The organism is Paracoccus sp. (in: a-proteobacteria) (assembly GCF_047605025.1).
Taxonomy (GTDB): domain Bacteria; phylum Pseudomonadota; class Alphaproteobacteria; order Rhodobacterales; family Rhodobacteraceae; genus Paracoccus.
The window spans coordinates 1-22,808 of sequence record NZ_JASGGO010000008.1 but is presented as its reverse complement, the minus strand read 5'-3'; the positions used below and the strand labels follow the sequence as shown (position 1 = coordinate 22,808).

22 protein-coding genes and 4 pseudogenes are annotated in these 22,808 nt (G+C 62.4%); 15 read left to right on the top strand and 11 right to left on the bottom strand.

All coding sequences use genetic code 11. The features are described from left to right. The first annotated feature begins 3 nt into the window (after positions 1-3). Positions 4-1,293, top strand: coding sequence for a tyrosine-type recombinase/integrase (locus QM682_RS06390; RefSeq protein ID WP_415128107.1), 1,290 nt, complete (start codon positions 4-6; stop codon positions 1,291-1,293). Here QM682_RS06390 and QM682_RS06385 read toward each other — a convergent pair. Together QM682_RS06385 and QM682_RS06380 are read right to left on the bottom strand one after the other, a co-directional pair. Continuing rightward, complete coding sequence (locus QM682_RS06385) at positions 1,290-1,544, bottom strand: hypothetical protein (protein ID WP_415128106.1); 255 nt, start codon at positions 1,542-1,544, stop codon at positions 1,290-1,292. The genes QM682_RS06390 and QM682_RS06385 overlap by 4 nt on opposite strands. After that, entirely contained in the window at positions 1,544-1,732 is a 189-nt protein-coding gene (locus QM682_RS06380; protein WP_415128105.1) for a hypothetical protein, read from the bottom strand. Before QM682_RS06380 ends, QM682_RS06385 begins: the two co-directional genes overlap by 1 nt. An 89-nt stretch (positions 1,733-1,821) precedes the next feature. Here QM682_RS06380 and QM682_RS06375 point away from each other — a divergent pair, with 89 nt between their 5' ends. From QM682_RS06375 to QM682_RS06355, 5 genes are all read left to right on the top strand, one after another. Next, positions 1,822-6,198: an LPD5 domain-containing protein gene (locus QM682_RS06375; protein ID WP_415128104.1), complete on the top strand. Its 4,377-nt coding sequence runs from the start codon at positions 1,822-1,824 to the stop codon at positions 6,196-6,198. 1,037 nt (positions 6,199-7,235) lie between these two features. Next, positions 7,236-8,486 carry a hypothetical protein gene (locus tag QM682_RS06370; RefSeq protein WP_415128103.1) on the top strand — a complete coding sequence of 417 codons (1,251 nt, stop codon included), beginning with the start codon at positions 7,236-7,238 and terminating at the stop codon, positions 8,484-8,486. Between the two features lie 128 nt (positions 8,487-8,614). After that, a complete protein-coding gene (locus QM682_RS06365; protein WP_415128102.1) occupies positions 8,615-9,724 on the top strand; it encodes an SGNH/GDSL hydrolase family protein in 1,110 nt (369 codons plus the stop codon). 77 nt (positions 9,725-9,801) lie between these two features. Further along, entirely contained in the window at positions 9,802-10,062 is a 261-nt protein-coding gene (locus QM682_RS06360; protein WP_415128101.1) for a hypothetical protein, read from the top strand. After that, on the top strand, positions 10,011-10,415 hold the full coding sequence (locus QM682_RS06355; protein WP_415128100.1) for a hypothetical protein: 405 nt from the start codon (positions 10,011-10,013) through the stop codon (positions 10,413-10,415). The genes QM682_RS06360 and QM682_RS06355 overlap by 52 nt, the downstream gene beginning before the upstream one ends. On the opposite strand, the gene QM682_RS06350 is transcribed toward QM682_RS06355, so the two are convergent. Both QM682_RS06350 and QM682_RS06345 read right to left on the bottom strand, forming a co-directional pair. After that, entirely contained in the window at positions 10,416-10,721 is a 306-nt protein-coding gene (locus QM682_RS06350) for a BrnA antitoxin family protein (RefSeq protein ID WP_415128099.1), read from the bottom strand. Continuing rightward, on the bottom strand, positions 10,705-10,962 hold the full coding sequence (locus QM682_RS06345) for a BrnT family toxin (protein ID WP_415128098.1): 258 nt from the start codon (positions 10,960-10,962) through the stop codon (positions 10,705-10,707). The genes QM682_RS06350 and QM682_RS06345 overlap by 17 nt, the downstream gene beginning before the upstream one ends. Before the next feature lie 101 nt (positions 10,963-11,063). Here QM682_RS06345 and QM682_RS06340 point away from each other — a divergent pair, with 101 nt between their 5' ends. Together QM682_RS06340 and QM682_RS06335 are read left to right on the top strand one after the other, a co-directional pair. Beyond that, on the top strand, positions 11,064-12,206 hold the full coding sequence (locus QM682_RS06340) for a calcium-binding protein (RefSeq protein ID WP_415128097.1): 1,143 nt from the start codon (positions 11,064-11,066) through the stop codon (positions 12,204-12,206). 2 nt (positions 12,207-12,208) lie between these two features. Then, complete coding sequence (locus QM682_RS06335; RefSeq protein ID WP_415128195.1) at positions 12,209-12,478, top strand: hypothetical protein; 270 nt, start codon at positions 12,209-12,211, stop codon at positions 12,476-12,478. On the opposite strand, the pseudogene QM682_RS06330 reads toward QM682_RS06335, so the two are convergent. Both QM682_RS06330 and QM682_RS06325 read right to left on the bottom strand, forming a co-directional pair. After that, positions 12,361-12,814 (bottom strand): annotated as a pseudogene (locus QM682_RS06330) (DNA adenine methylase); the annotation flags it as partial. The gene QM682_RS06335 and the pseudogene QM682_RS06330 overlap by 118 nt on opposite strands. A gap of 108 nt (positions 12,815-12,922) precedes the next feature. Then, entirely contained in the window at positions 12,923-13,582 is a 660-nt protein-coding gene (locus QM682_RS06325; RefSeq protein WP_415128096.1) for a S24 family peptidase, read from the bottom strand. A 102-nt stretch (positions 13,583-13,684) separates the two neighbouring features. Here QM682_RS06325 and QM682_RS06320 point away from each other — a divergent pair, with 102 nt between their 5' ends. The 5 genes and pseudogenes from QM682_RS06320 to QM682_RS06300 form a co-directional block, all read left to right on the top strand. Next, positions 13,685-13,927 (top strand): hypothetical protein, encoded by a 243-nt coding sequence (locus tag QM682_RS06320; RefSeq protein WP_415128095.1) that lies wholly within the window; start codon positions 13,685-13,687, stop codon positions 13,925-13,927. Continuing rightward, positions 13,927-14,571, top strand: coding sequence for a BRO family protein (locus QM682_RS06315; RefSeq protein WP_415128094.1), 645 nt, complete (start codon positions 13,927-13,929; stop codon positions 14,569-14,571). The genes QM682_RS06320 and QM682_RS06315 overlap by 1 nt, the downstream gene beginning before the upstream one ends. Then, positions 14,571-14,846 (top strand): hypothetical protein, encoded by a 276-nt coding sequence (locus QM682_RS06310; protein WP_415128093.1) that lies wholly within the window; start codon positions 14,571-14,573, stop codon positions 14,844-14,846. Before QM682_RS06315 ends, QM682_RS06310 begins: the two co-directional genes overlap by 1 nt. Then, positions 14,843-15,061 (top strand): hypothetical protein, encoded by a 219-nt coding sequence (locus tag QM682_RS06305; protein WP_415128092.1) that lies wholly within the window; start codon positions 14,843-14,845, stop codon positions 15,059-15,061. The genes QM682_RS06310 and QM682_RS06305 overlap by 4 nt, the downstream gene beginning before the upstream one ends. Before the next feature lie 242 nt (positions 15,062-15,303). Next, positions 15,304-15,501, top strand: a pseudogene (locus QM682_RS06300) (hypothetical protein); the annotation flags it as partial. Here the strand turns inward: QM682_RS06300 and QM682_RS06295 are convergent. From QM682_RS06295 to carA, 3 genes and pseudogenes are all read right to left on the bottom strand, one after another. Further along, a pseudogene (locus tag QM682_RS06295) lies at positions 15,502-15,931 on the bottom strand (transposase); the annotation flags it as partial. Between the two features lie 51 nt (positions 15,932-15,982). After that, entirely contained in the window at positions 15,983-18,046 is a 2,064-nt protein-coding gene (locus QM682_RS06290) for a glycosyltransferase (protein ID WP_415128091.1), read from the bottom strand. Between the two features lie 70 nt (positions 18,047-18,116). After that, on the bottom strand, positions 18,117-19,286 hold the full coding sequence (gene carA, locus QM682_RS06285; protein WP_415128090.1) for a glutamine-hydrolyzing carbamoyl-phosphate synthase small subunit: 1,170 nt from the start codon (positions 19,284-19,286) through the stop codon (positions 18,117-18,119). Positions 19,287-19,426: 140 nt separating this feature from the next. Here carA and QM682_RS06280 point away from each other — a divergent pair, with 140 nt between their 5' ends. After that, complete coding sequence (locus tag QM682_RS06280; RefSeq protein ID WP_415128089.1) at positions 19,427-19,903, top strand: GatB/YqeY domain-containing protein; 477 nt, start codon at positions 19,427-19,429, stop codon at positions 19,901-19,903. 62 nt (positions 19,904-19,965) lie between these two features. Beyond that, positions 19,966-20,270: pseudogene (locus QM682_RS06275) on the top strand (IS630 family transposase); the annotation flags it as partial. 181 nt (positions 20,271-20,451) lie between these two features. Here the strand turns inward: QM682_RS06275 and QM682_RS06270 are convergent. Together QM682_RS06270 and QM682_RS06265 are read right to left on the bottom strand one after the other, a co-directional pair. Continuing rightward, entirely contained in the window at positions 20,452-21,783 is a 1,332-nt protein-coding gene (locus tag QM682_RS06270; RefSeq protein ID WP_415128088.1) for an NAD(P)/FAD-dependent oxidoreductase, read from the bottom strand. Positions 21,784-22,071: 288 nt separating this feature from the next. Further along, positions 22,072-22,740: an APC family permease gene (locus QM682_RS06265; protein ID WP_415128191.1), complete on the bottom strand. Its 669-nt coding sequence runs from the start codon at positions 22,738-22,740 to the stop codon at positions 22,072-22,074. Positions 22,741-22,808: the final 68 nt, after the last annotated feature.

Below are 22,808 nucleotides of genomic sequence, written 5' to 3'. Positions count from 1 at the left end.
CTCATGAAAAAGATCACCCCATCCCTGCGCGGCGACACCTATTACCTGCGGAAGCGGGTGCCGATCCGTTACGCCCCGGTCGAGCCGAAGGAGCTTGTTCACATATCGCTGGCGACGGACAGTTTTGATGTCGCGCGTCGGAAGGCCCCCGAGGTCTGGGCACGGATGATCGAGGCGTGGGAGGCTAAGCTTGACGGCCATGACGCTGACGGTGACGCGCGGATGAAGGCTGCGCGCAACCTCGCGCAGCGGCGCGGCTACCGCTACCTTGATGCGCCGGAAGTGGCCAAGTTGCCGTTGGAAGAAATTCTCAAACGCATCGAATCGGTTGTTGATAGGCGCGGCAGGCTCGACATGAAAGAGGCCGAGGCGGCACTTGGACTCGTTCCGGCGCCGACCTTAACCGTCTCGCAGGCGTTTGATGCGTTTTACGAGGTGGCGGGGGATCGCATCGTCGGAAAGAGCGCCGACCAGTTGCGGCGGCATCGTGCGCCGCGCCTGAAGGCCACGAACAACTTCATCGCGTCGGTGGGCAATAAGCAACTGGCCGAGATCACGACAGACGACATGTTTGCCTTTCGCGCGTCATGGCTTGAGCGGGTTGCGAAAGGGGAAGTGAAGGCCGAATCGGCGAACAAGGACTTTATCTATCTCGGGGCGATGTGGCGCGCCGTGGCGCAGGCCAAGGGCGTTCCGCTGCGGTTCGACACGGACGGACTCTCCCTCTCTGCCAGCAAGGGCAAAAAAGCAACGCGACCACCGTTCAGCGACAAATGGATCAAGGAAAAACTGCTGGCCCTTGACGCTCTGAATGGCCTGAACCTTGAGGCGCGCACCATCCTTCTGGTCATGGTCAACACTGGCGCCCGGCCATCCGAGATTGCCGGTCTGCTGCCAGAGGAAATCAAGCTGGGGGCGAAAGTCCCGCATATTCTGATCCAGCCCAACGTGAATCGACACCTGAAGAACCGCCACAGCGAGCGGTATATCCCGCTGGCCGGCGTCAGCCTCGACGCAATCAAGTCCATGCCGGGTGGTTTCCCGCGATATGCCTCGAACAGCGCCAGCCTTAGCGCCACGGTCAACAAGTTCCTGGCTGAAAACGGGCTTCTCGAAACGCCGGAACATTCGCTCTATTCCCTCCGGCACGCTTTCGAGGATCGGATGCTGACCGGCGGCGTTGACGAACGGCTAAGACGTGACCTTCTCGGACATGGCCTCAAGCGCGAGCGATACGGCGCGGGCGGCACGATGGAACACGTCCACAGCATCCTTCTGCCGCTGGCGCTCTAGCCCTGGCGGCCGCGCAACGTCTCTGCCAGATTAATGATGCCGGCCGCCTCGGCCGCAGCGTGGTGTTCGCAGGCCGCAAGCATTTTCTCTATCTCGACAGCATCGCCTGCCGTGGCTCTGGCGACCGTTCGCCCCAGCATGGTTGCCAAGCCCTCTATCATGGCGGCGAGGCGATCACGGTCTTTGTGTTTTATCGCATCGAATAGTTCCGGTGAGCATATCGCCGTCAACTGGTCAAAAAAATCGGTCATCAATTCGCCTTCCTAGCCTGCGCCAGCGCGCGGGCGAGGGCAATGGGATCATCCAGGTGCCGGGCCGCGTCCACGGCCTGCGCGGCGGCCAACTCGGCATCCAATCGCTCGAAGATCGGCAAGGCGGAAGGGTCGATTTCAACGACCCGCGCCACGATCAGGTGCGCGCGCTCGATCCACGCCAGCATGGCGGGGCTGATGCGTTGGAGCGTGCTATCGAGAGGCATATCAGGCCCCCTCCCGCTCAATTTCGTCCATAGCCTTGCGGGCCTCTTCGATGGTCAATCCTCGTCTATTGCTAACCTTAATGATCCCTATGCTCAGCAGGGTCACCAGGATGAAGATGAACCCAAGCCATTGCATCGCGGGGCTATCCAGCGCGACCCCGATGCCGATAATTAACATCATGATGGCGATGTTCCTGATTGCCCCGACCAGGCTCGGCTTCGCAGTGGTGTCTATGATCGAAGTCCTGATCCGAGACGGCGGTGATATCGACGCCATCGTGGTCGAAACTGCCAGCCAGAGGCCGATTGATGACGATCTACGAGCAACGGAAAGCGGATTGGGAGAAATCCCGTTCGGAGATGCTGACAGCGGCGAACGACCCGGCCCGGAGCGAGGCCGTGAGGGCGGAAGCGAACCGAAGGGTGGCGATTCTGGACGGTTGCCTGCGGAAGAACGCGGAGCGGATGGCGAAGGCGAGCGCGACGGCGTAGCGCCGGCTTCCAAGGCAACCAGGATCGAGGACTTCGGCGAGAAGATCGCCGGCGCCCGCAAGGATGTCTGGGCCAGCTATGCCGACCAGATGAGGGGCGCGGCTGAGGTCGATGTGTCGGCCGAGCCGTTGTCGAAGTCATGGCCGGCCCCGGATTACGAGAAGCTGATCGAGGCCGGTGTCGAGCCGTGGAAGGTGTCGTTCATGCGCGCGGCCCGCGATTCCATCCCCACGAAGCCCCAGAAGTCCTGGCGGCTGTCCGGCTGGGTTGATGCCGTGACGGGCATGCGCGGGCTGGCCCAGGACGTGATGGATGGCAATATCGACCAGGACAAGCTGCGTCAGGCCCTGTTGGGCGGCGGAAAGCGATCTCTTGGCGAAATTCTTGGGCAGATGAAGCTCTATGATGCTGTCGGCCACGGCAAGAGCCTAAAGGGCATGTCGTTCGGCGAGGTCAGTTACTCCATGCTGTCCGGGGTGCGCTATCAGCCTCACAAGGTGTTCTGGGAGGTCTCGCAAAAGGCCAAAGCGGCGTCCTTCTCGAACATGCCGGACACCATTGCCCGTGCCGAGACCGAGGCCGAGGCCGTCGAGCAGTTCAAGCGGGCCTATGGCGGGCTGGACGAGCAGAGGGCCAAGGCGCAGAAGGCCCGGAAATGGCTGGTCTACAGCCATGACGGCCGCAAGTATTTCTCGGTCGGGACCAAGATCGGCAGCACCTATATCCAGTTGCGCCGCGTCGATGACGTGAAGGAGGCCCGCCGCATCGTCGCCGAGGAATCGGACGCGCTTCAGGAGCAACTGGACCGGCTGCGCGACATCCCCGCCGACCGGAGGTCCGAGAACGCGCCCCGCGTGGGAATCGACCACCGCAGCGGCGCTGACGCGACCCCGGATCAGTTCGGGGAGACCTTTGGGTTTCGCGGGGTCCAGTTCGGGAATTGGGTGAGCGGCAACCGCCGCCAGCAGGATCTGAACGACGCCTATGACGCGCTGATGGATCTGGCTGGCGTGCTGGATATTCCGCCTCGCGCCCTCTCGTTGAACGGCACTCTGGGCCTGGCCTTCGGTGCGCGCGGTTCCGGTGGCGTCTCGCCGGCTGCGGCGCATTACGAGCCCGATCAGGTGGTCATCAACCTGACCAAGATGAACGGCGCCGGCTCGCTGGCGCATGAATGGTTCCATGCCCTCGACAACTATTTCGCCCGGGCCGCGACCGACAACAAGGGCGGCTTCATCACGGATCGGGCAATCAGCCGCGACGGACGGGTGGGCGGCGTGCGGCCCGAGGTCATGGATGCGCTGGTCGTTCTGCACCACGCCATCGGCAAGACCGGGCTCAAGGCTCGCTCGGAGAACATCGACAAGACCCGCAGCAAGGCATACTGGTCCACCGGGATCGAGATGCACGCCCGCGCCTTCGAATCCTATGTCATCGCCAAGCTTCAAGACCAGAGCATCTCCAATGACTACCTCGCCAACGTGGTCGAGGGGACGGCTTGGCAAATGCAGGCCGAGCTTTCCGGGCTTGGCGACAGCTATCCCTACCTGAAGCCCGACGAGATCGAAACCGTCCGCCCGGCGTTCGATGCCGTGTTCGATGCGATCCAGACCCGCGAGACGGAATCCGGCATCGAGATGTATCAGCGCGACCTGTCCGAGCCGGTTGCCACGCTGACCGGCGACGAGTTGGGCGAGTGGGCGGATATTCGGCAACTCGGCAAGAAGGCGACCGCTTGGTATCGGCAGAACCTGCTACCGGAAGGGGAACCAGTAACCGTCACCAATGCCGAAACCGGCTGGACCATCGAGTTCAATAAAAAAGGCGCCAGCAAGATCGGGGGTCGCAAGGGTGAAGACCTTTATCGCGCAGTTGTCGCGTTGCCCGACATTCTGCGGCATGGAAAGTTGGTTGAAACCGAAGCGGACTCGAAGGGCCGGCCAGACATAAAGGCCGTTCACAAGATCGCGGCAAAAGTGCGCATTGCTGGCCGCGATATGAACCTGATTGCCACGATCCGCGAGACGCGGGACGGAAAATTCCACTATGATCTGTCTAAAGATCGGGCGGGGGATGTTGCCACGCAGACTGCTGATCGAGTAGCTGAAGCCCGGAGCATCCTGCGTGCCGCTGATGGCGAGGGCCGGTCAGAGACCGCGTTACGGCATGGCGATGCCAAGTTGCGTAGTTCGGCATTGGAAGGCGCCCTCGCTGAACTGAATCTAGACTTTGCGGACGCCGAAATCAAGCCATTCATACCGACCTCGGCGCTGCGCGACCTGACGCGAACCGTGCAGGCGGTGCTGCGGGATCACGGAATCGCGCGCGCCATCTCGCCCAAGATCGTGCGCGTGCTGCTGGACGCCTCGGGCGTGCCGGTGTTCGGCTCGTATAGTGCGGGCCGGATCAGCGTCGGCGCGGGCGCGGTCGATCCGGTCCACACCATGCGGCATGAGATCATCCACGCCCTGCGGGACGATGCGCTGTGGGGCCGGCCCTACGGCCTGTTCACGCAGGCCGAATGGACGGCGCTGGCCCGTGCCGCACGCCGCAACGCTGCGCTGCGCGAGGCGGTAGAGACGGCCTATCCCAATCTCTCGACACGCGGTCAGACCGAGGAAATGATTGCCGAGATGTATGCGGATTGGGCGCGGGACCGCGATGCCGACCCGCCCGGACCAGTGCGCGAAGCTCTGGAACGCATCCGGTCGTTCTTCCGCGCCCTCGTCTCGGCGCTGCGCGGCGATGGATTCGTGGACGCGGCCCGTGTTCTGGATCGTATCGCCTCGGGCGAGGTCGGGGGCAGGGGGCCGGATGGCCCAGGCGCCGGGCGCGGTGACGCCAATAGCCTCACCATGTATCAGAGCGTGCAGACCGCGCCGGTGCAGATCGATCCGACCACCGCCGTTCCCGTGGTAACGATAGAGGATGCCGTTCCCGACGCGGTGGACTGGCGTGGCGAGCGCGAATGGCTGCGCGAGAACCTGCAAGGCAAGGAGTTCGTCGCCAGCGACGGTGTTCCAGTCCGAATTTCCGGCATCAGTAAAAAGCTGACATCATCCAACACCGGCAATCCCATCAAGCAAGCCGCGATCCGAAACCTGCCGCGTCTGATTGAGAGCGCCGTGGTCTACAGCCGCGAGGCCGACGACAAGGGCCGCGACAACCTCAGCTATGCCTATGCCGCTATCGTGGCCCGGATCGGCGGGGAGGATTACAGCGTCTCGCTCTCGTATCGCGTGGATGGAGAGGCAAAGCGCGCGGCCTACCAGCTTCTCGGCTATGAAATGGGAAAGCGCTCCGGCGGTTCCTCTGGCGACCTGGCCGAAGCCTCATCTGACCAGCCAACACCGGAGCGCAATCACAGAATAGCTGATGTGGTCGGGGATTTCAATCGGGGTAATCCGCCACTGTTTCAGCGCGACCTGTCCGAACTGAAGGAGCAACTGTCCCGCTCCAAGGGCCGCGCGCTGGGCATGATCGGCGACCTGCACTGGAAGCGCACGCCCAAGGTGTTCGGCGAATGGCTGTCCAACTTCATGACCGACCGCATGGGCGCGGACTCGCGCTGGAACATCCTCGGGCTGGTTCCGGGCCATGCGCTGTTCACCGAACTCGGCAAGGGGATGCCTGCGGCGCAGGAATGGCGAACAAGCGCCTGCCTGCGAGCGCGGCGCAAGACGGCTTCCGGGTCTTCCTCAACCTTCCTTTCCGACTGCCGAACCGCTTCTGAACTGGCCGCACCGTCTGCGGCCAGGTGCAGACCGTCGAACATGCCGCGCACCTTTTCGGGAAACTGCCTGACGATCTCGACAACCCGCTCGATCCGCTCGCGAAAGGTGATCGGCGTCGTTCGGCATAGTTTTGGGCTGGGTCGGCGCGTTCGTAATCCGTCGCCATGTCCTTTGCCCGGTCGTGTGACAGGGTACGGATAAGCCGGTCCTGATCGGCGAAGTCGTCGCGTCCGTAATGCAGGTCCACGCCGTCACGGTGACGCGACAGGGAAACATAATTGCCGTGGGCGTCCATGCCCGGTGTCGCGAGAACATGGGTGCGGTCCGCAGCCGTATCCTGTCGAGGAATAGCGCCGCTACTGTCGTGAACAACGTTCCGGCCTCTCAGACGCTCGATGGAACCTGGTGGCAGGTCACGCAATCCCAGGTGATGGGGACTGGCGTTGTGGACGCGACGTTTGGGCTTATCATGGGATGGGTGGTCGGCGTCCAGCCCGATGTCACGATAGAAATCACATGCCCAGAGTTTTCCCATGAGGGGGCGTTCAGCGCTCCATTTCTACCAGAGGTAACTAGCCTGGGCCCGGCTACCTGCGGTCAGGATCTGATTACAGTCCCTGTAAATACCCTTGGAGGCCATCTAGGCAATAAGCAAGGCGCGGTCTTCACAACCTTGTCTTCATGGTCTACGGGAACCGGCTTGTCTGGGGTTGCCAGCTTTGGCGATGGGACAGAGGCTAATCTGCTAGGTCTTGTTATGGCCTCTGATTTTACCAGTGCGACTGTGAGGGTCATTGTTGATTCAGTCGAAAACGCGTCAGCATTCCTTTCATTCAGCGCCCCTACCGCAGGGACTTCTTTCAAGGTCGGGTTTGCTTGGAATAGCATCGCAGATGCAGGTATTTTCCGGTGGAATTTCTGGTCCGATTGTCCCTATTACTGTGGGGCTGCCTGTTATCACTCAAGCCATGATTGGGCGCTTTGGCCCTCTATCCGGCTTTGATGGGTCTTTGTCTTCTATTGAGGTTCGCCCGGCCCCTGTATGGGATGCTGTTGGCGCAGCCTTGACCGCTTGAGGTGTCGCTATGCGTATTCTAACGGCTAATGATTATCCGACTAGTGATATAGTCGCAGGCTTGGCGAGCTATCAGGCTCCGGGGACTACAGTGTCTCGAACGCTGGCAGCCAAGGGCTGAGAACTGCCTTCCATCTTTGATTATGGGGTAGATCCCTCCGGGGTGATCGATGCGACCGCCGCTATTAGTGCGGCATGGACAAGCCTGGCTGCGGCCGGGCGCGTGCCGGTCCTTGGCATTCCTCCGAATGGCGGCCAGATACTGATATCCGGAGGGCTCAACCCTCCGGCAGGGGCCGGGCTGGTGGGGCTGTTCGGGCATCCGATAGTGAGATTCGCCGGAGCGACCCAGACGGTCGTAAGCAATCCCGGCTTCGTCCTGCAGGGGCTGACGTTGCTCGGGGACCACGCCAGCACGGTCTACAAGTTTCGGCTGACCTCGACGCAAGCCAGGGTCTCCGACCTGCTGCTGACCAACTGGAACAGCGGGTTTGATATAGCTGGATCTGGAAACAGCCTCTCGCGTATTGATATCGTCAACGCGCGCGGCGCTGGGATCCGCATTACTGGCGGGCGCTACAACAACATCAGTGACATCGACGGCGAGAATATCCCGGCATTCCTGATCTATCTGCAAGACGCGGCGGCGTTCAACACCATCAGCAGGGTTCGCAAACGGGTGGACTTCTCGACCCTGACCGCGTGGCAGCAGGAGACCTATGCCACCAATATTACCAAGGGCCGCTTCGGGCTGGAATGCGTGGGGATTCGGTATGACTGCTACCGGAACTCCGTGGTCGACTACTACATCGAAGATGGCGCTGATGCCGGTTTTAGCATGACCGGCTATGAAAACACGATCACCGGCGGCCGTGCCATCAACTGCGAGGGCAGCGCGCTGGCTTTTATCGAGTCACGTAACTGCGCCAGCGGCATCGTCTCGAACGGCTGCAAGCGCGCCGTCGGCATGTCTCCCTCGGCCGGCGGCCTAGCCAAAGACAACGTGGTCTCAGGCTGCATCGGTATCGGCAATTGGTATGCTGGATTCGTTAACGCGCAGTGCACCCTGCGGGTATGGGGGGCCAGCGCATCCGACCTCTTCCCGTCATCGAGCTACTGCCGATATGGCCTGAACATGTATCAGACCGAGGACGAATCGGCGGTGAACTCGTTTGGCACCATCCCGCCGACCCATACCTCCGGCGTGGCTTCTGACGGTCTGCATAGCTGGCGCTGGGTCAACGGAGACCCCGTGACGCTGCACGCTGATCGTAACATCTTCATCGGCTGCATTGGCATTGGTGGTGGCCAAGGCCGCAATGAAGGGCTGGGCTTGGATGCGGGGACCGGAACCGACTATTATATTGAGCCGGGTTCCGGCGAGAGTAGCCAGTTCTATGCCTCCCCTGCCTGATCGGGCAGCGGGTTGACAGGGAAAATGAAGCTAAAGGCAGCAAAGGCATGTTCGAGATGCAATCGATGATTGCAGAGACGCCTTTTCTAAGGTTAATGGGTAGTGGCACCTAGATCTGAGGAAGAGATATGAAGAATGTAACGGCAGTAGCAATCGGCGGATCGAACACTGTCATGCGTCCCGGTTATCTGACAGAACTTCCGAGATGTTTGAAAAAATATGGTATCAACCTTAAAATATCCTCCAATCTCGCTGTGGGTAATACAACGATTTTCACGGGATTGATAAACCTGAAGATGAATGTCGAATCCATTAAAGCAAGCGACTTACTTATAATAGAGTACACATTAAACGATACAAGCGTTTTCTCGTCAACCATTGAGGGTCTGTCACGATGGGTAAGGGGGATGGAGGGGGTGATACGCTATGCTCGACAGATAAATCCATCCATTAAGATCATACCTGTTATTTTTGCGACTCGCACGGGAATGCATAGATCTACTATCAATCCACTGCACGGGGGAGTTCATTACTTGGCAAATTACTATGGCCTCACGCCGGTTGACGTAAATGCCTCGCTGGTTCAGAGATTTGGGAGAGACTTTTTCGAGTCTCCTGGCGCATATGGCGACTATGCTCACTATCAGCGCCCGATATTCACGACTCTGGCTGCGGAAATCATCGCTGACAGGATAAAGGATTATCTTATTTCTCGTCTTGGTCCGAGTGAATTGCCTGCGGAAATTGATCCTAATAACTATGCGAACTCTAAGCTTATTGTGGCCGATGATATTCCAGATCTGCCAAAAGAGAGGTTCAAGAACTACCTTTATGATGAGACAGCATTCGACCTTGGCGCGGGGTTTATCTCAATCGAGGTCGATGGCGGGAACCTGCTGGCAGCAAAATTTGCTTGCACTGGCGATATATGCCGCTGTTTTGTCAAGGTCAATGGATCGTGGTTCTCAGCCAACACCATGCAGCCTGGGATGGAAGAGCCTAAATACAAGTTCCTTCTGTCTATGATATCGTTTGAAAGCCTTCCAGAACCGAAGCCAGGTTCATCTATAATAATTTCCGGAAAAGCGCCTGTGGATCAGGACATAAAAGAAATGCCTCAGCACGGAGCGCGGCGCCCCACACGAGCCGAGGTTCGGTTGCCAGTTTGCGGTATTTTGTATGCGGGGTCGATTAAAAATATGCGCGTTGAATTGTATGACCGCACCGAAGCCGCCTAGGGAAATTTCTAAAGAAATGATCTATTAGCCCGCCCCACGGCGGGCTTTTTCATGCCCCTGCCTGATCAGAAACCACAATGACCCAGACCATCGAGAGCAATGGCCAGCGCCTGCTGCCGACCCGCCAGTTCTTTCTGGACCGCCTGTGGATCTGGCTGACGGGCATTGCGCTCTGGCTCGTCGGGACGATTTTCATGGCGACCTTCCTGGCGATTTTCACGCCCTTCTGGGACACGGCTAAGGCGGTGTGGCATGCGCCGCTGGTGCTGTCGACCTGCAAGTCCAGGTGGCCGCGCTGCGCAGCGATCTGGCGACGACCACGGGTGACAACCGCGTGATCCGCCAGCCGCCCGGACTGTCCCATGTCGCCGAGCCGGTGCGCGTGGGCGCGCCGGTGGTTCTTAATCTGGTCATGTCGCGCACGCCGCTTGGCGCACGCTGCGTCTTCGTGATCGGGCAGTCGCTGTTCACGGATAGGGACGGAATTGCCACGCCCGGATCAGAGGTCCGGCCGACGCGCCAAATCGGCGAGGAAGCCACCCGGCTGCGCATCGAACTGACCGCGCCCGGAGGCTTGGAGCCGGGCCGGATCGAGCTTTATCTGGCGCTGGAATACGATTGCGGCGGGAAGCACATCTTCGACCGAACCGATACCGTCACCTATCAGTTGCTGCCTAGCAGGCGGGGGTGATCAGGTTGCCGACAGGTGAGCCGCCTCGCGCAGCGCCGCGTTCATGCGGGACTGCCAACCGGGGCCACCTTTCTTGAAGGCATCAACAACGTCCTGATCCAGCCGGATCGAAACCGCGACCTTGGGATTGTCGGACTTGGGCCGTCCTGCCTGTCGTATCTTTTCGGCAATAGCCGGGAAGACCTCGGCGAAGGGTCTGGCTTTGGACAGTTCGTCTTCGGTCAGTTCCGGGGATTCCACCGCGTCCCAGTCCGCGCGGGTGTAGCCGTGCGCGGCGGCGTGTTTTGGGTCAAACCTTTTGCTCATGCGTCGCCCTCTCCTTCTTGCTGGCCCGGCGCATCGAAATGATCGAAACAGCTTCCGCGCCCAAGGTTGCGAAAATCGTGGTGACAGTCCCGTCCGCCAGATAGCCGATGGCGGCGTAGCGATCGCTCTTCGCCGTGACGATGGTTGCCGTCGCGAAGAACTCCACGTCCAGATCGGCGAAGTCCATCCCGTGCTTGGACAGGTTGGCTTGGCGCTTAGGTTCGTCCCATACGATTATCATGGAATGTATATACGTTAATTATCCGGCGGGGGCAATAACGTATATGCAAAAATTAGCAGGCCGTCCCTCGGGGCGGCCTTTTTTATTGCAAAGGAGGGGTCATGCCCACGCAATCCGACGACATCATCAGCATCTCGCCCGGCACCGAGACCTTCGGCCTCGGCGGGGCCGACGAGTTCACCTGGGCCGGCGGCTCGGCCACGATCCACGGCGGCGATACCGACGAATCCTATGATGAAAGCGTCTACATGGACAAAACCGGCGGCGACCGGCTGATCATCAGCGAGGCCGTGAAGCTCATCTTCGCCAGCACCGAGGATGGCGTGGCGCGGGCGGCATCCGGCACGCTGGTCTTCGACGGGACCGAGCGTATCCACCTGGGCGACGGCAATGACATGATCCGGGCCGGTGCCGCCGCCGTGGACCGCTATGGCCTGTCGATCTGGGCCGGAGGCGGGAACGACGACATCATCGGCTCGCGCGCGGGGGATTTCATCGACGGCGGTTCCGGCAACGACACGATCCGCGCCGGGTTGGGCGATGATTTCGTCCAAAGCTCGACAGGCAACGACCTGATCTATGGCGGCGCGGGCAACGACAATATCCGCTGGGGCCAGGGAAATTTCGATGAGATCGTCGGAAACGACACCATTTTCGGCGGCGCCGGGTCGGACCTGATCAACGTCTGGATTAAGGACGGCTGGGAAAACTCTGGCGGTGTCGCGGTCAATGTCAACCGGGTCCGCGCGGACGGGGCGATGGTCGGCGGCGCGGAAACCGACATCGGCGGCGCGCAGAGCACCCTGCGATTCCAGGGCTTCGAGATGGGCTGGACGCATGAGGGCCAGGACACGGTTAGCGGCGCCGGGGCGAAGGTCATCGGCACCACCGGCATGGTCTGGAACACTCGCTGGGGCGATGACGTGCTGACCGGAACCGGCGGGAACGACACGCTGGAAGGGGGCGAGGGGCGCGACACCATCACCGGCGGCGCGGGCAACGATCTGATCAGCGCGAACGGCGATTGGTGGGCTGGCGCGGCGGCCGAGGGGGACGGCGATCTGGACACGCTGATTTTCCGCGAGGGCCACGGCGCCGACACCATCCTGGGCTTCGACGCCGGGCTGGACGTGCTGGATCTGGGCGCGCGCGCCTATGCCGTCACCGCCACCACGCAGGGCGTGCTGCTGACCGCCGGACAGGATTCGATCCTGCTGGCCGGAATCCATGAATTCGAGGTGTGATCATGCAGGTTTCCGACAAGGGCGTAGCTTTTCTGGTTGCGCATGAGGGCATCGTGCCCGGCCCCTATCTCGACGGTGTTGGAGTGTGGACGTTCGGAATCGGTCACACCGCCGCAGCCGGTGCGCCGATCCCGAAGGATCTGCCGCGCGGCATGTGCAGATCCTCAAGCATCGGTTCCAGCGTGGTCAGGTTGAACCGGCCCGGCCGCTCTTTCGTCACGCCGAAATTGCGGCCCGAGACCTTGCCGCCAAAGGCGGTGCGCTGGAGGTAAAGGAACCGCGCGGCGCGCTCGAGGTCGGTCAGGGGCTCGGGATCGACGCGGACCAGGCGCTCGAATTCGGCACGGGTGGTCAGCTGGAAGCGCAGGCAGTCGAGGAACTGCGGATAGTGGCGTTACAGGATCCGGAACAGGTTGGCGATGTCGCGGCCCCGGTCGTTGATTACCTCGGCGCGCGGTCTGGTCGAGCGGCGCAGGAAGATGCCGCCCATGCCCACGAAGGGCTCGGCATATGTGACGCAGGGCGTGGCGTCAGATGCGCTTGGCGAGGTTACGCTTGCCGCCCAGCCAAGGGGCGACAGGCGAGGTCGGGGCGATGGTGGTGAGCATGGCGGTTCCTGTGGTTCGTAACGGGATAGAAAGAACATATCAGGAACACAACGCGAAGTCAGCGAGGACTATTGGCACCGAGCTTGGCAGGATTGCAGGAGAGGTTGGTTACTCTTTTGCCTTATGCCCCCACCAGACGACCTCGCCGAGGATTTTGACCCGCTCGGCATCGGCTGGCGTAATGATCTGTGTCGGGTGCGAGGCGTTGTCCGAGTGCAGGAGCAAGGCCCCCGGCAGGTATTCCAGGCGTTTCACCAAAGCTTCACCTTCGGGACCGATGAGAGCGTAGATCCGTCGCCCCGTCGGTGTTCGCTTGCGCTGGTCGATCAACACCAGATCGCCATCTGACAGCGTGGGCTCCATGCTGTCGCCCCGGACGCTTACGGCGATGGTCTGCGAAGCGGACAGGTTCTCGCGCTCGACCCAATCCCGCCGGAACGCGATGCTGCCAATGGCAGGGGCTTCACCATTTTCTATGCCGGACCCTGCCGACAGGTGCGCATCGAAGCGTGGGATGGCGACGTAGTTCGTCCCGCTGATCTCAGTAGTGACGACCGATCCTATCTCGCGCGGTGGGCCGATGTAGAATTCCATGCCTAGTGCGCTCGCTATCTGTTCTGCTTTCTGAACATTCGGGACAGCCCGTTTGTCATCATCTCGAACGACACCGCGAATGTAGCCTTGGGGTAAGCCACGGCTCAATTCAGCCTGATTTATGTTCAGGTTGAGCGCCTTCAGTTGGCGAAGAACAATCTCTGCGAAGTCCATGGGCCTGCCTGCTTGAAGTTGGGAGATTGCCCAAAAATACCCAACTTAACAAATTGAAAATATCCTAATTATAGTGTTGGGACATTGCCTAATGAGGGTGCTATGGACGTTGATCAACTCGCAGGGATGGCGAAGACCTACGCCGACCACTCTGGCCTCAAGCTTTCAACCGTCGCGGCATATGCCGTGAACGATGGGAAGTTCTTCGACCGGATCGAGAAGGGGGGCGGCTGCACACTCCGCACCGCGAAGAGATTGATCGACTTCCTCGCCGACCGCTGGCCGTCCGACCTCGCCTGGCCGCGCGATATTCCCCGTCCCCCAAAATCAAAAGAGGCCGCCTGATGTCCACCGCGAACATCCCCTTTGACTTCGAAGAGCAGGCCGTCCGCATCGTGATGCGCGACGATGCGCCGTGGTTTGTTGCCCCCGATGTGTGCCGGGTTCTGGAAATCGGGAATCCCAGCCAAGCATTGGCGCGGTTGGACGAGGACGAAGTTACCCTCATTACTAATGAGGGTAGCCGGAAAGGTGGCGTCGGTATTGCCGACACCACCCTCGATACTATCGAGGGTATCCGGCGCCCTACCAACGTCATCAACGAAAGCGGCCTCTATGCGCTGATCCTGACCAGCCGGAAGCCCGCCGCCAAGCGGTTCCGCAAATGGGTGACAGCCGAGGTTCTGCCAGCCCTGCGCAGCCACGGCCGTTATGAGTTGCCCGGCGGCGAGCCGCAGATGCATGAGATCAGCGTCGACCGCCTGATCGAACTGTTGCAGGCCGAAAACCAGCTTTTGCGGACACAGCAGACGCTGCCGAAGCGCAAGCGCAAGCCGGTGACGCCGATATCCGATCCAGAGCGGCAGAAAATCCTGCGGTTGATCCGGGCGGGCCTGTCTCTGGCGCAAATTTCGCGCGTCACGGGTCGCAGCCAGTCGGCAATCAGCCTGATGCGATCCGGCCTGCGGGTGATCGAAGGGGGGAAGTAATGATGCCGCATTCCCGCTTCGACCTGGCTGAAATCGCCCGCTCGGCGCTGAACGACATGCCCGAGGGCAAGCGCGCCGCTTTCATGACGGAAATCCTGACCGAATTGCGCGGCCCGCATGCGCGCGACCACCTGTCGAATGTGCGCGCGGCGGTCAGCCTGCGGATGCAGGAGATCATAGACGAGAAATTCCCGCTGCACGAGGTGGTGGCCGTTTACGGCGATCAGGACGCTGTGCGGGCGCGCATTTTCTCGGTTCGCCAAGGTGCAGCATGATCGCCCGCATTTTTTCCCGCCTCCGCGCTCCGGCTGCCACCGTTGCAGCGCGTGAGCCCGCCAGCCCGCGCCGCCTCCCCTTGGTTCGCGCGGGCTGGCAGCGGCTCAAGGCCGGTCATGACCGGCTGAACGACAGCGCCATGGGCGATTTCCTCGCCACCCTTTGCTTTTGCCTGACGGCGGTTCTCGTCGCCGTTTTCTGCCTGGCCCCGTGATCGGGCCGATATTTCCGAGGTGACGACATGGATGATGAGGAACAGATCTGCGCTCTGGAGGCCCTGGCTCGCAAGGGCGCAGAGTTGCACCACCGGGCCAAGATCACGGCGGTAAGCCTGAGGGGCGGCGAGAAGAACGCGTTCTTCCTGCATATGGTGCAAACCAACATCAACGATGTCGCCTTTTGGGGCGAGGTGTTCGCGAAGATAATAAACGCAGTTTCGGCCCATAGCCTGGCGCGATGTCGAACGGGCCTTGGACAGATCATGAGAACGACCTCATCGTCGCGGATTACTTCGCGATGCTGGCAGACGACGTTTCTGGCCGCCCCTACAACAAGGCCGAGCACCGGCGCGGGCTTCTGCCGCTTTTGAACGAAAGGCCCGGGGGATCGGTCGAGTTCAAGCGCCAGAACATCAGCGCCGTGCTGAAGGGGCTAAAATCCGCTCGGCTGGATGCGAAGGCGGCGCCACATCGCCCGCACCGAAAACCGGCCCCGATGCTCGGCCACAAACGCCGTCGCCATTGGGCTCGAACCAATGGCGCTCCAATGGCTCCACTCACTTTGCATCCCTGGCGAAATACGCGCTTGCCATGTTCCTCGGACCAACGGCGGAAAATGGCTCGCCCTTTTTCAGGATGTCACGTTCCTCGGAGGCCCGCGCCAACTCCCGCTTCAGCCGCCGGATCTCGGCGTCCTTCTCGCGCTTGCCCGACACCGCCTTCGCGAACTTGCGCGTCCAGGCATAAAGCGACTGCGTGCTTACCCCGAGCCGCTTTGAAACCTCCTTCGCCGCATAGCCCCGTTGCGTGATCTGCGCGACAGCAGCGCGCTTGAGATCGTCAGTGAAAGGGCCTGCGTCCGTCATGGCCCCTCCTTGCCTCAAAATTAGCCAAGAAGGCGGCCACGCAACATGGGGTTATTCAGATGCCCGGAGCACCGTCGCGGTCTCATCGACTTTTTCCGGGGTAAGGTCGTGGAATTGGCGCAGGGCTGGGGCGTCCGCTGCGGGCGCGGTTTCGGGCAAGGTGCTCTCGGCCTGCTGATCGAACAGGCCATGCTGCGTCTTGTCCCAGTAGAAGGGCTTGGCCACGACCTCGTAGATCGCCTTCCAGGCCGCAAGGCAGCCCAGCGGGAAATAAAGGTGCATCGTGGGCACGAAGGGCATGAGGTGGCGATGGCCCGCCCCCCGCACCGTCCATGCGGCGATTGCCCAGTTCAGGAATTCCGAGGCCAGAAACAGCGTGAAAAGCGCCGGTATGGCATGGCCGCCCAGATGCCCTTCGAGCATTTCGCGCATGGGGTGGGGCAAGCCCAGGCTCAACAGCCAGAAGCTCCACAGGACCGGCGCCAGGAGATATTGCGAGACCGAGACCCCGATTTGCACCTGCATCGCCAGGAAGCGCCGTGTGCCCAGGTCGCGCCACAGGCCCAGCGGATCGCGCATATGGACGCCCCAGGTCATGGCGAAGCCCTTGAGCCAGCGCGAACGCTGCTTGATCCAGGGCAGCAGGCGGCAATTCGCCTCTTCATGGGTGACGGTGTCCAGCATCTGCGTGCGATAGCCACGCCGGGTCAGGCGCACGCCCAGGTCGCAATCCTCGGTCACGTTCCAGGCGTCCCAGGCGCCGACCTGTTCCAGCAGGTCGCGACGGAAAAACAGCGTCGTGCCGCCCAGCGGCACCACCAGGTCCAGCGCGGCGGCGCCCGCCAGCGTGCCCCGGAACCAGGCCGCGTATTCGATGGTGAAGGCGCGGGCCAGCCAATTGGTGCGCGGGTTGTAATAGTCCAGAACCCCTTGCAGGCAGGCCACATCGGGGGCGGCGAAATGAAAGCCGCGCGCGACCTTGTGAAGCTGGTCCGGCTCGGGCCGGTCCTCGGCGTCCCAGACCCCGATGATGCCGCCGCGACAGAAGTTCAGCGCATAGTTCAGCGCGCGGGGCTTGGTGCGGATCGGGCCTTCCGGCACCTTGATCACGCGCAGCCAGCGCGGCAGGCGGGTATCTTCAAGCGCCGTGCAGGTGATGCGATCGGTTTCTTCGACGACAAGCAGGATGTCCATCAACTCGCGCGGGTAGTCCAACCGCGAAAGGCGCCCGATCAGCCGGTCCGCGATATCGGCCTCGGCGAAAAGCGGCACCATGACCGAGATCACCGGCAGAGGCGCCTTCATCTCGGGTCGGGCGACGATGCCTTGGGCGATGGCGCGCTCTAATGCGCGCTCTTGCCCGGACTTGCGCAGGATCGCCTGGAAGCACAGCAATTTCAGCAGCATCGAGGCCAGAAGCGTCAGCACGGACCAGGCCGTCAGCACCGCCAGCACCCCCAGGGGTGCCAGCAGCGCCCCCAGTCCCGCCACCGCCATCATTGCGACGGCGATACGGCCGAATCGGCGTTCGTTGCGGGTGCGGCAGCTTTCGGCGGCGGGGACGCGCAGTTCGGCCTGGCGGATCAGGTGGGTGCGGCGGTTCTTCAGGATCGCTTCGCGCGCGTCCGTTTCCGAGCAGAGGAGCATGCGCAGGGTGCCGTATTCTTGGGGCATGCGTTCGGCCAGCCCATCGAAAGCATCGGGGCGGGCGCAGGCGATATAGGTGACGCCTCCGACCCGGCGCCAGGGCACCAGCCCCTCGGCCAGGCAGAAGCTGGCGCCAAGCGCGTCGATCAGCCGGGGATCGGGGGGCAGGGCCTTCAGGTCGATGCTGCTGCTGCGCCATTGCCGCGAGAGGGCGCGGACCAGCGCATCCTCCTGAACCCAGCCCTGGGCCAGCAGGATTTCGCCCAGGCGCGCCGATTGACGCTGCCGCATCACGATGGCTTTCAGAAGGTTGCGCGGATCGACCGCGCCATCCTCAAGCAGGATCTGGCCCAATTGCCGATTGTCGCGCGCGGTGATCACGCTGTCCTGGGTCGGTGTCTTGGGACGGGTTGCGGGGGCCGGCAAGGACCGGCCCGGAAGGGTTTTCAGCAAAGCATGTCCGGCCATGGCGATTCCCGCATTCTTTCGTCCCTGATCGCATGGCAGGGTTAAGAAGCGGTTAACCAGGCTGGCAGGGTCAGCGACGCGCGCGCATCGCCTCGGTGAATCGCTGGAACAGATAGGCGCTGTCCTGCGGGCCGGGGCTGGCTTCGGGGTGATGCTGGACCGAGAAGACCGGGCGATCCCGCATCCGCAACCCGCAATTCGAGCCGTCGAACAGGCTCACATGCGTCTCGATCACGCCATGGGGCAGGGTCTGGGCATCGACCGCGAAGCCGTGGTTCATCGAGGTGATCTCGACCTTGCCAGTCTCTACGTCGCGCACGGGATGGTTCGCGCCGTGATGGCCGTGGCCCATCTTCACCGTCTTGGCCCCCAGCGCCAGCGCCAGCATCTGATGGCCCAGGCAGATGCCGAAGATCGGCAGGTCGTGGTCCAGCAATTGCTGGATCATCGGCACGGCATAGGCGCCGGTCGCCGCCGGATCGCCGGGGCCGTTCGACAGGAAAACCCCCTCGGGCTCATGCGCCAGCACCTCGTCGGCGGTGGCGGTGGCGGGCAGCACGATCACCTCGGCCCCGCTTTGCGCCAGCGAGCGCAGGATATTGCGCTTGGCGCCATAATCCAGCGCCACCACGCGGAAGGGCCTCGTCTCATCGGCCTTGCCGAACTCGCCCGGCCAGGACCACAGCCCCTCGTCCCAGCGATAGCTTTGCCGGCAACTGACATCCTTGGCGAGGTCCAGCCCGACCAGGCCCTTCCACTCGCGGGCGCGGGCCACCATGGCGGCGATGTCGAAGCGCCCCTCGGGGTCATGGGCCAGCACCACATGGGGCGAGCCCTGCTGCCGGATCGCGCGGGTCAGGCGGCGGGTGTCGATGCCGCCGATGCCGACGCGGCCATGACGCTGCATCCATTCGACCAGATCGCCCGCCGCGCGCCAGCTCGACGGCTCGGTCGGGTTCCATTTCACCACGATGCCCGAGGCATGCGGGTCGGCGGCCTCGTCATCCTGGGTGGTGACGCCGGTATTGCCGATATGGGGAAAGGTGAAGGTCACGATCTGGCTGGCATAAGAGGGATCGGTCATGATCTCCTGATAGCCGGTCATCGCGGTGTTGAAGACCAGTTCGGCCACCACATCGCCGGTCGCGCCGAAGCCATGGCCGTAGAACACGGTCCCGTCCGCAAGCGCAAGACATGCGGTCGGTTTCTGCGCCGTAAGCGGCGCCGGATGCTGGGCCATGGTCATTTCTCCGAGTAAATCGGCGGGAACCTAAGGAAATGGCCCGCGATGGTCAAGCCGGGAACCTTGGGCGCGGTGCCGGGTTGACCTGTGCCGCGAAGCCGGGTTCAAGCGGCCCGGAACCCATGCACGAGGACAAGATGCTTCAGAATCAGGGATTGCGCGCCCGGATCTCGGCCGACACCAAGGATGCGATGAAGGCCAGGGACAGCGCTCGGCTTTCGACCTTGCGGCTGATTTCCGCCGCGATCAAGGACCGCGAGATCGCGCTGCGCGGCGAGGCGGGCGAGGAGGCGGCGCTGAGCGACGCCGATCTGACCGCGATCCTGTCGAAAATGGTCAAGCAGCGCCAGGAATCGGCCCGTGCCTATGAGGAAGGCGGACGGCTGGAACTGGCCGAGGCCGAGCAGGACGAGATCCTGCTGATCCAGGGCTATCTGCCGCGCCAGTTGACCGAGGCCGAGACGCAAGAGGCCGTGGACAGGGTGGTGGCCGAACTGGGCGCGGCTTCGGTGCGCGACATGGGGCGGGTCATGGCCGAATTGCGCAACCGCCATGCCGGTCAGATGAATTTCGGCGCCGTCGGACCCATGGTCAAGGAAAGACTGATGCGGTGAAGGCGAAAAGCAGGATCCATCGCCGGGCGGTGGCCGTCGCCCCGGCTGCCTGACGCGCCTAGGAGAAAGTCACCGGGATCGTCGGCCTTTACCTCGATCCACCCGAGCGGGCGGTTGTGCGCTGCGATGATGAAAAGTCACAAGTACAAGCGCTTGACCGAACCCAGCCCGGATTGCCGCTGAAGAAGGGCCGCGCGGCCGCCATGACCCATGATCACAAGCCATCACGTCCACGCTGTTCGCCGCGCTCGACGTGAAATCCGGCATGGTGATCGAAGATTGCATGCCCCGACACCGGGCCAAGGAGTTTCTGACCTTCCTGCGCCGAATCGACCGGGCGGTCTGTAAACCGCGCGATCTACGACTGCCTGATCCTGCACGACACCAAACGAAAGCCCTTCGTCTGGACCAAATCGGCCAAAAGCATCCTCAGGCAAGAAGGCAGGGCACGCGCCGACCTGGCATATCCCGGCGGGCGGTTACGTCATCGACGCCGGTGGACGGCCCTTCCAGTTTTCGATCTGGGGATTCCGCCCACCGGGTCTGCGTCAGCGCCGGCCGTTGAAATATCCCGACAACTGATGCCAGGTCTTGGCCACCGACATCACGCCGCCGCGCAGTCGATCCCGACCGAAAATGTTGACATGCGGGATCGAGGCCATGAGGTCATAGCGAGCCGAGCCCTCGCTCATCCCCTCGGCCAGCACCTTGCACACGATATGGCTGGGGGTCACGCCGAAGCCCGAATAGCCCTGCACATAGAAGGCGTTCGGCCGGTTCGAGAGCGTGCCGATCTGGGGGAAGAGATTGGCCGAACAGGCCATCGGCCCGCCCCAGACCATGTCGATGCGCACATCCCCGAGATAGGGAAAGATCTTCAGCATCAGCGCCCGGTTCCAGCCCGCCAGATCGGCGGGGATGTAATCCACCATCCGGGTGGCCGAACCGAAGAGCAGCCGGTTTTCGTTCGTCACGCGGTAATAGTCGATGACCGGGTGGATGTCGGAATAGGCACCGCGGATCGGGCTTATCCGCCGGATCATATCCTCGGGCAGCGGCTCCGTCGCGATCTGGAAGGCGAAGGTGTTGATCGTGCGGCCATAGATCTCGGGCTCCAGCCCCGCGAGGAAACTGTCGCAGGCCCAGAGCAGCTTGGAGGCAGTGACCTTGCCCGCATTGGTGCGCACGGTGATCCGTTCGCCATAGTCGACAGAGATGACGGGGCTGTTTTCGAAGATCCGCCCGCCATGGCCCGCCAGCGCCTTCGCCTCGCCCAGCAGCAGGTTCAGCGAATTGACATGGCCGCCGTCCATGGTATTCAGCCCCGCGCAATAGGCGTCCGAGCCGATGATCTCGCGCACGCGGGGGCCGGTCAGCAGCTCGATCTCCGCCTCGGGCGCGGCGGCGCGGAACTCCTGCTCCCACTGGCGCAGGGTCTTTTCCTGGCGCTTGTTGAAGGCCATGTAAGCATAGCCGTGGCAGAGGTCGGCGTCGATGCCGTAGCGGGCCACGCGCTCCGCGATGATCCCGGCGGCCAGGTTGGCGATCTTGAAGATGATTTCCAGCCCCTCGGGTCCGACATGCCTGCAGATCGCCCCGATGTCATGGCCGATGCCGCTCATCACCTGTCCGCCGTTGCGGCCGGTGCCGCCATAGCCCAGATGCCGGCCCTCAAGCACGACGATGTTGGTGATGCCTTTCTCGGCCAGTTCCAGCGCGGTGTTGATGCCGGAAAAGCCGCCGCCGATCACCACGACATCGGCGTCGAGATCCTCCGTCAGGCGCGGGAATGCGAGATCGTATTTCTTGGTGGCGGTGTAGTAGTTGCGAGAGTCGAGCTTGCGCATCGTGTCGCTGATGCGGGTTCTGGTCACGTTCATGGGATGCTCCTGTCGTTGGATTTCGGGGGGCGGGGATCAGCGCAGCATGGGCGTCGGGCAGGCTTTCGGCGGGCCGCAGGAAGCCGATCAGCGCGGCAAGCGGGATGAACGCGGGCAGGATCCATGCCAGGGCCCCGTCCGAGCCGAGCAGCAGGTCGAAACTCGCCACCGCCAGCGCGAAGACCGCCACGAGCGCCACGCCGGACACCAGCGGCAGCACCGAGCGGCGCAGCGGGCCGACCGCCGGGTCAGGCACACGGGCGAAGAAGCGCAGCACGGCGAAGGAAGTCACGCCCAGGGGCCCGCGAAATCCTCGGCCAGTTCGAAGGTGAAGAGCGTCGGATCCGGCAGGGCGGCGATGCGGTCCACCACTTCGTTCGCGCCCGCGCCGACGACGAGGCACCAGGTCGAGAAGGCGTAGAACCCGCCGATCAGCAGCACCGAGACATAGGTGGCCAGAGGAATGGTGCGCTCGGGGTTCTTCGCCTCTTCGCTATAAGTCGTGGTGGCCTCGAAGCCCACGAAGCTCGCGAAGCAGAACAGGATGCCGATGGCCGGCGCCCCGGACATCAGGGCCGACAGGGTGAAGGGCGCGGCGGTGATGTTTCCGGCCGGAGCGCCCTTCAGGATGAAGAGGTCGAGCAGGAGCACGACGAGATATTCGCCGGCGACGACCAGCCCCAGCACCTTGGCCGGCAGGTCGACCTGCCGGTAGCCGAAGAAGGCGATGCTGGCGAGCGCGAGAAAGGACCACAGCCACCAGGGCAGGTCGAGGCCGAGAAGATCGGAGGCGAGCGAGGCGGCCGCCACGCCGAAAAGACCGTAGAGCCCGATCTGCATGGCATTGTAGCCAACGATCGCCGCCATCGCAGCCGCATTGCCCCATCGCCGGCCGAAGCCCAGGCCGATGAAGCTGTAGAACCCGCCCGGCGGACATGGCGCGCCATGGAGGTGTATCCGGCCGCGAACATCAGGCAGAGCGTCTCAAAACTCTCCCGATATTTGATTAACTGCCGGCTCTGGCG